Annotated in this window: 8 protein-coding genes; 6 read left to right on the top strand and 2 right to left on the bottom strand. The window is 72.5% G+C overall.

Annotation, left to right across the window (positions count from 1 at the left end; genetic code table 11):
• Nucleotides 1–32: 32 nt before the first annotated feature.
• Nucleotides 33–2,057 carry an Ig-like domain-containing protein gene (locus tag J421_RS08315; RefSeq protein ID WP_025410718.1) on the bottom strand — a complete coding sequence of 675 codons (2,025 nt, stop codon included), beginning with the start codon at nucleotides 2,055–2,057 and terminating at the stop codon, nucleotides 33–35.
• 343 nt (nucleotides 2,058–2,400) lie between these two features.
• Here J421_RS08315 and J421_RS32040 point away from each other — a divergent pair, with 343 nt between their 5' ends.
• From J421_RS32040 to J421_RS08290, 6 genes are all read left to right on the top strand, one after another.
• On the top strand, nucleotides 2,401–3,057 hold the full coding sequence (locus J421_RS32040) for a DUF4382 domain-containing protein (protein ID WP_158508694.1): 657 nt from the start codon (nucleotides 2,401–2,403) through the stop codon (nucleotides 3,055–3,057).
• 92 nt (nucleotides 3,058–3,149) lie between these two features.
• Nucleotides 3,150–4,040 carry an enoyl-[acyl-carrier-protein] reductase gene (locus J421_RS08310; RefSeq protein ID WP_104022397.1) on the top strand — a complete coding sequence of 297 codons (891 nt, stop codon included), beginning with the start codon at nucleotides 3,150–3,152 and terminating at the stop codon, nucleotides 4,038–4,040.
• 324 nt (nucleotides 4,041–4,364) lie between these two features.
• Nucleotides 4,365–4,694 carry a PadR family transcriptional regulator gene (locus tag J421_RS08305; RefSeq protein WP_025410716.1) on the top strand — a complete coding sequence of 110 codons (330 nt, stop codon included), beginning with the start codon at nucleotides 4,365–4,367 and terminating at the stop codon, nucleotides 4,692–4,694.
• 21 nt (nucleotides 4,695–4,715) lie between these two features.
• Nucleotides 4,716–7,397 carry an ABC transporter permease gene (locus J421_RS08300; RefSeq protein ID WP_025410715.1) on the top strand — a complete coding sequence of 894 codons (2,682 nt, stop codon included), beginning with the start codon at nucleotides 4,716–4,718 and terminating at the stop codon, nucleotides 7,395–7,397.
• Nucleotides 7,398–7,598: 201 nt separating this feature from the next.
• Nucleotides 7,599–10,742, top strand: coding sequence for a serine/threonine-protein kinase (locus tag J421_RS08295; RefSeq protein WP_104022396.1), 3,144 nt, complete (start codon nucleotides 7,599–7,601; stop codon nucleotides 10,740–10,742).
• Nucleotides 10,691–11,044, top strand: coding sequence for a hypothetical protein (locus J421_RS08290; protein ID WP_025410713.1), 354 nt, complete (start codon nucleotides 10,691–10,693; stop codon nucleotides 11,042–11,044). The genes J421_RS08295 and J421_RS08290 overlap by 52 nt, the downstream gene beginning before the upstream one ends.
• A 32-nt stretch (nucleotides 11,045–11,076) precedes the next feature.
• Here the strand turns inward: J421_RS08290 and J421_RS08285 are convergent, their stop codons facing one another.
• Entirely contained in the window at nucleotides 11,077–12,369 is a 1,293-nt protein-coding gene (locus J421_RS08285) for a hypothetical protein (RefSeq protein WP_025410712.1), read from the bottom strand.
• Nucleotides 12,370–12,542: the final 173 nt, after the last annotated feature.

Below are 12,542 nucleotides of genomic sequence, written 5' to 3'. Positions count from 1 at the left end.
CGCCGTCTGCCGCGAAGACCGCGGCGCGTACGTCACTGCATCCGCTGCGAGCCGGAGGCGCTGAGCTGCCGCCGCGACGTGCCGCGCCGGCTCACCTCGAGCTCCGGAACGAACTGCCGCTCCTCGAGCCGGATGGACCCGTAGCCTAACACGTTCGCCAGCGCCGACGACGCGGTCGTCACGTTCGTCGAGATGATGAACGATCCCCACGGCTCCGCGGCACCCGTGTTCACCTCATAGCCGAGGTCCGAGATCGCCATCAGCGTGAGCAGCGACAGCGGCTGCGCGCCGGAGCCGGCGAAGCCGTTCATCAACTCGTTGCCGTAGACCGACCGTCGCCAGTGGCTTCCCGCGGTGCCGGGGCCGCCGGTGTCCTCGAGCAGCGCGCGGTCGAGCGTCGGGTCGCCGGTCGCGCCGATCGTGAAGTTCGTGAAGCCCATCCCCGCCGACGCGCTCACGGCGCCCGCGCCGGAGTACGTGAAGCCCGACTGCGACAGCGCGACCCCGTTGTTGTACCGCGACGCCCACAGCGTCCCGAAGCCGAGCACGTGCCCCATCTCGTGGGTGATCACGTTCACGAGCTTGTTCTGCGTGATCATCAGCCGCATGTCCGAGCTGTCGAACTGCATCACGCCGACCGACGACATGCGCCGCCCGTTGTCCATCACCTTCAGGAGGCACGGGCCGGCCTGGCCGAGGATGTTCGACGGCCCGTCGATGGAGTCGATCCGCGCGAGGATCATCACGTCGGGGATCGTGTCGGTGTGCGCCTTCACGTCGTCGTCGCAGTCGCCGTCGCGCCACGAGAACACGAGCGTGTCCGTGGACTCGCGGATGATCCGCTCCCACCGCGCCTTCGCCGCCGCGAACGCGTCCTGGACCTCCTGCGCCGGCGTGGGGCCGAGGTACTTGATGGTGATGTGGAACGCCCCGTTCTTCGGCGCGCCGAGCACCTTCACCGGCACTAGGGCCTTGCCGCGGTCGGACGTGATCTGCACCTGCGCCGCGCCGACCGACACGCCCTTCACCTCGCCGTTCGCGTTCACCGTCGCGACCGACGGCGCAAGCGACGTGTAGCTGAGCGTGTGCCCGGCGAGCGACGTCGTGCGGAGCCCGCCGCCGTCGACGAGGATCGGGCGCAGCGTGCTCGTCTCGCCCGGCAGCACGCGCACCGTGTCCGGCGCTGCGATGACCGCGGTGACCGGCGCGCGCACCGCGACGATCTGCTTCGCCGCGACGAGCCGCTCGCCGCTCGCCCGGATGGTCGCCGTGCCGGCGCCGAGGAACTGCACCTTGCCGTACGGGTCCACCTGCACGACGGCCGGGTTGTCGCTCGAGTACGAGATCGGGCGGAACGGCGACGACGCGAGCGCCTGCCCCGCCGAGTCGGTGAACGTCACGAGCGCGCTGTCCTTCAGCCCCGCCCACGTCGTGTCGCCGAGCTTCTTCGGGTCGAGCAGACGGAGCGCGATCTTCGCCGCGAACGTCGGCCGCACCACGATCGTGCGGCGGCGCTGGATCGAGTCGCTCTTCGCCACGACGTCGACGAGTCCCACGGCGAGCCCGGAGAGCTTGCCCGCGTCGAGCGTCGCCTTCGTCGGGTCGGCCAGCGACACGGAGACCTGCCGGCCGAGCAGCACGCGGCCGGCGATGTCGCGCGCTTCCGCGACGAGCTGCGCCGACGTGCCGACGACGAGCGTGTCGCTGGCCACGCCGCCGACGAGGCGGACGCTGACGTCGCGCACCGGCACGGAGACGATGCGGATCGGCAGCGAGGCCGACGCCGCGCCGCTCGCCGCGGTGATCGTCGCGCTGCCGGGGCGCACGCCGGTGACCTCGCCGGCCGTGGACACGACCGCGACGGTCGTGTCGCTCGACGTCCAGGTGGCGCTCTTGACGGTCATGGGCTGGCCCTTCGTGTCGAGCCCGGACAGGGTCAGCGTCCGCGACTCGAGCTCGGACAGCGTGTCGAGCCGCTGCACGATGGCGATGCTCGCGAGCTCGGGGGCCTTGGTCGCGGTCGTCCCGTCACCTCCACCACCGCATGCGGCCAGCATGGCAGCAGCGACGAGGGAGACGGAGACTGCGGGACCCGTACGGAAGGAGAGGAGCGGGCGGATGCGCATGGATGGGCGAGGGCGACCGTCTGGATGCCGTCTAGATGCGTCAACACCCGAGAGGCAGGGGCCCCTCGGCGGCGACAATGTTGAGTATCGAGCATCCGGGGGACTCGCGAAAGGCGGCGGTCCGGGGAGCCTGGGTATTAACCCTGAGGCACCCGTCAGTTCCCCGAAAGTGGCGTCCGGGTGACCCAGGTCACCGGCAGCCTGGGACGTCGATGTGGGGGCAAGCGTCCACAGCCGTGGGAGTCTCATCCCTCCACTCACGCAGAGGATGTCCATGACGCAGATGCTCCGTCGTTGCCTGGCCACGACCGTGGTCGCCACCGTCGCCGTCGTCTCCACCTCGTGCGCCGACGACGCGCTCACCACGAGCGCGCTCGGCGCCAGCAGCGGCCGGGTCGTCGTGCAGCTCACCGACGCACCGTTCCCGGTCGATTCATTGAAGAGTGCCGACCTGTTCATCGTCCGCATCGACGGCAAGCAGGCGGACGCCGATTCGGCCGATGCCGACTCGCACACCGACGACGTGAAGGACGAGGGAAGCGACGACCACGGTGGCTGGAAGACGCTCGCCGAGCCGAACGCGAAGATCGACCTGCTCGCGCTGCGCGACGGCAAGGCCGCGACGCTCGGCGAGAAGGCGCTCACCGCCGGAACCTGGCGCAGCTTCCGCCTCATCCTCGACGCGAAGCAGTCGAGCGTGACGCTGAAGGACGGCACCGTGCTCACGTCGACGTCGAATCCGGGGATTAAATTCCCGAGCGCCGATCGGTCCGGCATCAAGATCCAGTTGAACCGCCCGCTCACCGTCGGCAAGGACTCCACGCAGACGCTGCTCGTCGACTTCGACCTCGGCAGCTCCTTCCAGATGAAGGGGCCGAACATGAAGAACGGGCTCACGCTGAAGCCGGAGATCAGGGGCACGGTGAAGTAAGGGCAGGAGGGCAGGAGCGCAGGAGGGCACGAGAGCCAGTCGCTCTCGTGCCCTCCTGCGCTCCTGCCCTCCTGCCCTTTAGGTTTCCGGCCATGCTCAACATCGATCTCAGTGGCAAGCGCGCGCTCGTCGCCGGCGTGGCGGACGATGCAGGGTACGGGTTCGCGATCGCGAAGGCGCTCGCCGAGGCGGGGGCCACGGTGTCGGTCGCGACGTGGCCGCCGGCGCTGAAGATCTTCCTGAACCTGCTCGAGCGCGGGAAGATGGACGACTCGCGCCGGCTCGCGAGCGGCGGGATGCTCGAGTTCGAGCGCATCTATCCATTGGATGCGGCGTTCGACACGCTGGCCGAGGCGCCCGAGGACATCCGGTCGAACAAGCGTTACACCGAGACCGGCGACTTCTCCATCGTCGGGATGGCGGAGCGGCTCGTCGCCGACTTCGGCGAGCGGCCGCTCGACATCGTGGTGCACTCGCTCGCGAACGGCCCCGAGGTGAAGAAGCCGCTCCTCGAGACGAGCCGCGCCGGCTACCTCGCGGCGGTGAGCGTGAGCGCGTACTCGCTCGTCGCGATGGTGCAGCGACTCGGCCCGCTCATGCGCCCGCGCGGGTCGTTCTGCTCGCTCACGTACATGGCGAGCGAGCGGGTGATCCCCGGCTACGGGGGCGGGATGTCCTCGGCGAAGGCGGCGCTGGAGAGCGACACGCGGCTGCTCGCGTTCGAGGCGGGGCGCAAGTTCGGCGTGCGCGTGAACACCATCTCCGCCGGACCGCTCGCCAGCCGCGCGGCGAGCGCGATCGGGATCATCGAGCGCATGGTCGACTACTGCGCCCAGAACACCCCGCTCCCCGAGCCGGTTCAGCCCACGGAGATCGCCACGGCGGCGGCGTTCCTCGCCTCGGACCTGGCGAGCGGGATCACCGGGTCCACGGTGTACGTGGACAAGGGGTACCACGCGATGGGGATGCCGGCGCAGGTCTGACACCGCGATTCCGAACCGCGGTTCTGGAACGGCGGTTCCCCCACGGCGGTTCTGGGGCGGCGGGAGGGGCTGACACGGCGGGGCGGGTACGGCGGGGCTGGTGCGGCGGGGCTGGTGCGACGGGGAAAGAGGACGAGCCGGTCGCCTTTCCGGCCCCGCGGTGTCCGCCCCGCCGTCTCCGCCCCGCCCGCATCAGCCCCTCCCGCTTCATCAGAACCGCCGTTCCGGAACCGCCGTTCCAGAACCGCTTCCAGGGAGCAAACGGTTTTCGAAACCTAGCTGTCTGAGTGCCCGTACCGACTACGGACCCTCAGCCCTCTAGGTATGCCCCCGAAACGCGACCGCCTGCACGGCACGCTCGACGCGCTCATCCTGAAGACCCTCACCTGGGGGCCGCGCCACGGCTACGCGATCAGCCGCTGGCTGCGCGAGACGAGCGGCGATGCGATCGTCGTCGAGGAGGGGTCGCTGTACCCGGCGCTCTACCGGCTCGAGCGCGAGGGATGGATCGCCGCCGAATGGGGCATCACGGAGCTCGAGCGACGGGCCCGGTTCTACGTGCTGACCCCGGCCGGACGGCGGCAGCTCGCCGACGAGGTCGAGGGGTTCCAGCGCTTCGTCGCCGCGGTCTCGCCGATCCTGCTCGCCAACTGACCCCGCCCCCCGGAGCCGCCGATGTCCGCCGACAAGCCCGTCCGCCGCGCCGCGCCCATCCTGCGGCGCCCCGCCGCGCAGGACGTGTCCGAGGAGCTGGCCTTTCACGTCGAGATGCGCACCCGCGAGCTGATCGCCGAGGGCCGCTCGCCCGAGGCCGCGCGGGCCGAGGCGCTGCGCGCGTTCGGCGACCTGCGCGCGGTCTCCGAGGAGTGCGTGGAGCTGGGCGACGCGCGCGACCGCGAGCGCGACCGCCGCGAGTGGTTCGGCGAGATGCGCCAGGACGTCACGTACGCCATCCGCCAGCTGCTCCGCACCCCGGCGTTCACGGCGATCGCCGTGCTCACGCTCGCGTTGGGCATCGGCGCGACGACGGCGATCTTCAGCGCCGTGCGGAGCGTGGTGCTGCGGCCGTTCCCGTTCGCGCACCCCGAGCGGGTGATGTTCCTGACCGAGAACTGGCAGCAGAACCAGGGGAGCGTCTCCGACGGCAACTTCGTCGACTGGTACGCGCGGCAGAAGTCGTTCGAGAAGCTCGCCGCGCAGCAGTTCATGGGCTTCACGCTCGCCGACCGCAACTCGGCCGACCGGCTCACCGGCACGAAGGTCACGAAGGACTTTTTCGACGTGTTCGGCGTGCGCCCCGCGTTGGGCCGCACGTTCCGCCCCGAGGAGGACGAGCCGGGGAACGACGCCGTCGTCGTGCTGTCGGACGCGCTGTGGCGCACGCGCTTCGGCGCCGACGCGGGCGTCGTCGGCAAGGAAGTGGAGCTGAACGGGCGCAAGTACACCATCATCGGCGTCATGCCCGCGTCGTTCGATCCGACGGCGTCGGGCGAGCAGCTGTGGGTGCCGCAGGCGTTCACGGCGGAGCGCAAGGCGCAGCACGACGAGCACCACAACCTCGTGATGGGGCTCGTGAAGCCCGGCGTCACGATCTCGCGCGCGCAGGCGGAGCTCACCGCGATCCAGAAGGACCTCAACGAGCGCTACCCGAACGCGAACGGCGAGCGCACGGTGGGCGTGCGCACGCTGTCGGAGGTCATCATCGGCGACTACCGCGATCGGCTGTTCGTCACGTTAGGCGCGGTGGGGTTCGTGCTGCTCATCGCGTGCGGCAACGTGGCCAACCTGCTGCTCGCCCGCGGCGCGGCGCGCGCGAAGGAGCTGGCCGTGCGCGCGGCGTTAGGCGCCCGGCGCGCGCGCATCGTGCGGCAGCTGCTCACCGAGAGCGTGGTGCTCGGCGTGGCGAGCGCGCTCGTCGGGCTCGCACTCGCGTACGGCGGCATCCGCGTGCTGCTCGCCGCGGCGCCCGAGGGCATTCCGCGGCTCGGCGAGACGCGCGTGGACCTCGCGGTGCTGTCGTTCGCCATGCTGACGGCGCTCGCGAGCAGCGTGGTGTTCGGCCTCGTGCCGTCGGTGCGCGCGTCGAAGCAGGACGTGCAGTCGACGCTGCGCGAGGGTGGGCGCGGCGCGGGCACGGTGAAGGACCACGTGCGGCAGGCGCTCGTGGTGGCCGAGGTCGCGCTCGCGTGCACGCTGCTCGCCGGCGCGGGGCTGCTCGTGCGCAGCGCCGTCTACCTGCAGCACGTGCAGCCGGGCTTCGACCCGACGGGCATCATCACCGCGCGCGTCGCGCTGCCGGAGCTGCAGTACAAGGATCCGGTCCGCATCCAGCAGACGTACCAGGCGATCAACGAGCGCCTCGCCGCGCTGCCGGGCGTGAAGGCGGCGTCGATCGTGTCGCGCGCGCCGCTCGCCGGCGGCGGCGGGTCGAACGGCCTGGTGCCCGAGGGGAAGACGCTGGAGACGGAGAACATCATCCAGTCGTCGTCGCGCTACACGGTGCCCGGCTACCTCGCGACGATGCGCATCCCGCTGCTGAAGGGGCGCGACTTCACGTCGGCCGACGTCGACGGCGCGCAGCGCGTGATGATCGTGAGCGAGACGCTCGCGAAGCGCGCCTGGCCGAACCAGGATCCGATCGGCAAGCGCATCCGGTGCTGCGAAGGGGACGAGAAGGATCCGCGCTTCAAGACGGTGGTGGGCGTGGTCGCCGACGTGCGCGCCGACGGACCGGCGGCCGACGTGCAGCCCGAGTTCTACCTACCGATCGCGCAGATGCCGCCCGACGCGTGGAACTGGACGCGCCGCACGATGACGGTCGTGGCGCGCGCCACGGGCGACGACGACCAGCACGTCGCCGCCGTCGGAGCCGCGATCCGCACCGCGGTGCGCAACGTCGACCCCAGCGTGCCGGTGTTCCAGGTGCGTCCGATGCGCGAGCTGCTGCACGGGTCGACGGCGGAGGCGCGGTTCAACACGCTGCTGTTAGGCCTGCTCGGCGGCGCGGGGCTCGTGCTCGCGATGGTCGGCATCTACGGCGTGGTGGGCTACTTCGTCACCCAGCGCACGACGGAGATCGGGGTGCGCATGGCGCTCGGCGCGTCGCCCGGCGACGTGCTGCGGCTGCTCACGTTCCAGGGCGCGCGCCCGATCCTGCTCGGCATCGTCGTCGGCCTGGCGCTCGCGTTCGCCGCCATGCGGCTGCTGCGCACGGCGGTGGTCGGCGTGAGCCTGAGCGACCCGACCGCGCTCGCCGGCGCGGCGGCGGTGCTCTGCGTGGCGGGCCTCGCGGCGACGCTCCTGCCGGCGCGGCGGGCGACCCGCGTCGATCCGGCGCGGACGATCATGCGGAGCTGAGGCGGGTATCAGGCGCACGGTCCGGCGACGAGTCGGACCGGCGCCCGCGGCACTTGCCGTTTGGGGGTCCCGGGTGCAAGCATCCCACGGGAACCGCGACGCCGCGCCCGTAGCCCACGGGTCCGCGGCGCGCGGCCCTTCGGAGCTCGAGCGGGGCCCTGGAGTCGCCCCCGAGGTCCATCAGAACCCGAGACCTCAGGCATGCCTACGGCGGTAGGATGCACGCGCTGTGGTTCGACGATCGCGCCCGGCCAGCGCTTCTGCAGCACGTGCGGCATGGCGGCGCCGCTGGAGTGCGCGTCGTGCGGCTCGTCCGTGCCCGCGGAGAGCCGATTCTGCACGCAGTGCGGCACGCCGATGCCGGTTCTCACGGGTCAGGGCACGCCGCCGGAGGGCTCCGCCGACCCGGCCCTCGGCGCCGACACGCCGGGTGGCAGCACGCCGGCCGGCGACACGCCGGGCCAGCGCGGCGACCTGATGCTGATGACGAGCTGGCGGCACGTCGCCCAGCATCTGCAGGCGGTGCTGCGCGGCGAGTTCGTCATCGAGCGCGAGATCGGACGCGGCGGGATGGCCGCGGTGTACCTCGCGCGCGAGCTGCGCCTCAACCGCCGCGTCGCGCTGAAGGTGATGTCGCCGTCGCTGCTCACCGGGCACAGCATGGTCGAGCGGTTCCGCCAGGAAGCCGTGACGGTCGCGAACCTGTCGCACGCGAACATCGTCACCGTGCATTCGGTGCGGGACATCGACGACCTGCACTTCTTCGTGATGAAGTTCGTCGACGGTCGCGCGCTCGACCGCATCGTCGCGGACCAGCGCCGACTGCCGCTCGCCGTCGTCCGGTCGATCCTGTTCCAGGTGGGCAGCGCGCTCTCGTACGCGCACCGGAACGGCGTCGTGCACCGCGACATCAAGCCGGCGAACATCCTCATCGACAAGAACGGCGACGCGATCGTCACCGACTTCGGCATCGCGAAGGTCGCCGAGTCGAGCGCGCACACGCAGACCGGGGTGCTCATCGGGACGCCGACGTACATGAGCCCCGAGCAGTGCGCCGGGCTGCCCGTGTCGGCGGCGTCGGATCAGTACGCGCTCGGGATCGTCGCGTACGAGATGCTCACCGGCAGTCCGCCGTTCAGCGGGCCGGGCCTCTCGGTGCTCCAGGCGCACATCGGGCGGCAGCCCGCGCCGATCGAGGACCTCGCGCCCGACTGCCCCCCCGAGGTCGCGCGGGCCGTCGCGCGCATGCTGGCGAAGGATCCCGCGGACCGCTGGCCGACCATCGGCCAGGCCGTCGCCGCGCTCGGCGGCGGCCCGCTGGCCGAGGACGACCCGTTGCGCGAGACGCTGGGCGAGATGGCCGGCGCCGCTCCGCTGGTGGCGCCCACCCCTCCCCCGCCGCCTCCCCCGCCGGTGCCGGGCGCCGTGCGCGTGACGCTCCCCGAGGGAGACTGGGAGGTCGGCGACGCGCTCCAGGCTACCGCCGCCGTCGCTGCCACCGACGGCACGTCGATGCCCGAGGTGACGGTGCGGTGGGAGTCAGATCCGGTCGACGTCGCGTCGGTCGACGAGTCGGGGCGGCTCGCGCTCCGCGCGCCGGGCACGGTGACCGTGCGCGCCCTGGCCGGCGAGGTGCTGGGCGAGGCGACGCTCGACGTCGCGCCCGCGCGGCCCGCCACGATCGACACCGAGCCGCCGCCGAGCCCGATGCGTGTCGGCGAGAGCTGGCGGCCCGTCGTCACGGTGCGCGATCGCCGCGGCGCCACGCTCGACGTCCCGGTGACGCTCGAGTCGACCGATCCCGCCGTCGTGCGCGTCGCGGACGGGGGCGACGTCGAGCCGCTCGCGGTCGGCACGGCGAGTCTGCGCGTCAGCGTGGACGACCTGTCGAGCGAGCTGCCGTTGGCGGTCATCCGCGCCACGGTGGCGGCGCTCGAGATCACGGCGTCCGAATCGGATCCGGAGCTCGGCGACCGGACGGCGTGGAGCGCGCGCGCCCTGGACCGCAGAGGGCGGCCCGTCGGCGACGCGCCCATCCGGTGGCGGTCGAGCGACCCGCGCGTCGCGACGGTGGACGACCACGGCCGGGTCGAGGCGGTCGGCGTCGGCCACGCGACCATCTCCGCGGCGGTGGACGGGCAGGGCGCGTCGATGCCGGTGCACGTCCGGCGCCCGGCGGTGGCCGGCCTGGAGCTGGACGTGCCGGCGACGGCCCTGCTGGTGGGAGAGCAGGTCCAGCTGCGAGCCGTCGCGCGCGGTCGCCGAGGCGAGCCGCTCGACCGCCCGGTGCGGTGGACGAGTGCCGATCCGTCGGTGCTGGAGGTCTCGGCGACGGGCATCGCGGTGGCCCGCGCGGCCGGCACGGCCTCGGTGACGGCGGAGTGCGAGGCGCAGCGCGAGAGCGCGGATCTGGCCGTCATCACCGCCTCGATCACGGAGCTGTTCCGGCCGGAGCCGACGCCGGTGTCGTCGTTCGAGCCGCCACCGGCCGAGCCGCCACCGGCCGAGCCGGCGCTGGCCGAGCCAGCGCTGGCCGAACCGGCGCTGGCCGAACCGGCGCTGGCCGAGCCGGCGCTGACGACGAGCGAGCTCACGCCGCGGTCCGACCCGACGCCGATCGCGGCCCCGATCCCGGAGCCGGCGATCGAGCCGCCATCGGTCGTCGCGCCGGTCGACTCGCCGCCGGCCGCGCCGTCGCCGGTGGTCGCGGAGGCACCGGCCTACTCGGCGTCCGACGAGATTCACGCCGTACGCGACACGAGGCCGAGCGGCCGTCGCGTTCTCGTCCCCGCCGCGGCGGCGACCGTGCTGCTGCTCGTCGTCGCCTGGTTTGCCACCACGCGGCGATCCGCCCCCACGCCGGCGGAGCGACCCGCGCCGACGGCGCAGACGGCGAAGACGCCGGCCACTCCCGTGGTCCCCGACAGCGCGCCGACGCCGCAGCAATCAGCGCCCGTCGTCGCGCCCCCCCCGCGCCGACGCCCGCGCCGCAGACTCCCGCCCTGCCGCCGGCAGCGGCGACGCAGCGCCCCCGACCGACCACGAGCACGCCGTCCCGCACGCCGACGCGGCCGGCTCCGTCTGCCACGTCGACCGCCAGCAAGTCGTCGCCGACGCGGCCCGTCGAGACGGCGCCGGCTCCCACCCCGCAGCAGGCGGCCGCGAACCCGCCGCGCGACGCGGGTACGACGCCGGCCGGGTCACCCCCCGGAACACCCACCGCGCCCGCGGCCTCGGCGGCGGCGCCACCGGCGGGCGAGTCGCCCAACGCGGCCGCCGAGGCGCGCGCGGGGATGCAGCGCGCGATCGCCGCCTACGCCGCCGGCATCCGCGCGCGCAGCGTGAGCGACATGCAGCGCGCGTTCCCGGCCATGTCGGCGAGCGTGCAGCGCAACTGGAGCGCGCTGTTCTCCGCCGTGCGCGACATCGACGCGCAGACGTCCGACATCGAGCTCACCCCGACGGGCGCTGGCGACGGCGGCGGCGCGACGCTGTCGCTGGCCGTGAGCTTCCCGAACCCCGCGAACCGGCGGCCGTGCACGCAGGTCACGCAGCTGCGCCTGCGTCTCGCCCGCGCGGGCGCCACGTGGCACATCGTCTCGCTCGAGCAGACCGGCAGCACCAGCAGCCCGGGGTGCAACGGGTGACGCGCGGCGGGCCGCGCGTCACGACGCGTCGGTCAGTGGAACGTGCGCTCGAGGCCTAACGTGAAGATGCCGCTGCGCGCCTGCATGCCGCCGTTGCCGAGCGGCAGGATGCCGTTCACCACGAGCATGGCGGGGCCGAGCTGGAACTTCGCGCCGGCGGAGACGTTCACGACGTTGTCGGTCCGCTCGGGGATGTTGGTCGCGGCGAGCGTGCCTGGCTTGCTGCCGGCGAACGTGATGGTCTCGGGGAGCGTGAGCGGGCTGCTGCCGACCTCGAGCTCCGAGATGAGATCGACGGCGATCGTGGCCTTCGGCGCCACGAGCTGATCGAAGCCCGCCGTCAGCAGCACCGCGTCGGTCTGCGTGTCGCCACTCCGGAACGCGTAGCCGCCGTTCACGTGCGGGGAGAAGTTCCCCATCCGCGCCGAGAGGATGCCGAGCGCGCGGATGGCGAGGTGACCGGTGCCGGTGAAGTTGTCCGCGTCGCCGGTCGGCAGGCGGCCGTCGCCCATGATCGAGAAGCCGACCTTGTCGCCCTCCACGACGTTCGCCTTCGCGCGCAGGGCGACGTCGCCGATGCCGGTGTGCGTCCCGTTCACCGACGTGGTGGCGGTGAACTGGGGGTTCGCCGGATCGGTGCCGAAATAGTGCAGCCCGGTCGGGGCGCCGGCCCAGTTCAGGATGGTCGCGTTGCTCGTGCCGCGCAGCGACGAGTAGACGACCGGCACCGCGACGCCGATGTCGAACCGGTCGCTCACGCCGTAGGTCGCGAACACCGCCGTCGACTGCAGGTTGAGCGTGAGCGCCGGCTTCACGTTGATGTAATCGTACTCCGACGCGAAGTCGCCGAGCCCGGGCTGGCCGGCGTCGGCGTGCTTGAAGTTGAAGCTCATCCCTTTCAGGCTCGTCCCGCGCAGCCGGTTGAAGCCGATGCGCGTGGTGTTCACGCCGAGGAGGAGCCCGCCTCGTCCGAGCGTCTGGGCGCGCTCGGCGAAGATCGGCCCGGCCGATGTCGCGGTGCTGACCGGGGCGCCGTTGACGAACCGGAACGTCGCGCCGCTCGTGCTGGCGCTGATCGGGATGCTGCCGAGCGTGGCACCGATGGCGCCGTTCAGGAAGCCGAGCAGGTCGCCGTTCGCCGCGACCGAGGAGCCGATGTAGTGGCCGACGTGGATGTTGGACGGCCCGCTGAGCGAGAGGCACAGCGGCTGGGCGCAGGTGCCGAACTTGAACAGGCTCTGGATGTCCTGACTGAGCGTCTGGGCCGACGACGGCCGAGCGAGGACGAGAGCGAGGGCGAGGACCGGCGGGAGTGCACGACGCATGACCGCTCCTGGAAGGGGACGAACCCACGTCACGACCGCTCTTGCAGCGTATCGTGCGGGCCGGCGCGGGGATGCAGCCTAACGGTCGATGACGCGCGAGCACCGGCGCTGCGCCGCGCCACATTGCACCGGCGTCACGGGGCTGGCAAGGCTCGGCGGCGATGCGAGACGTC

Source organism: Gemmatirosa kalamazoonensis, assembly GCF_000522985.1.
GTDB lineage: Bacteria > Gemmatimonadota > Gemmatimonadetes > Gemmatimonadales > Gemmatimonadaceae > Gemmatirosa > Gemmatirosa kalamazoonensis.
This window is presented reverse-complemented; position numbering and strand designations above follow the sequence as displayed.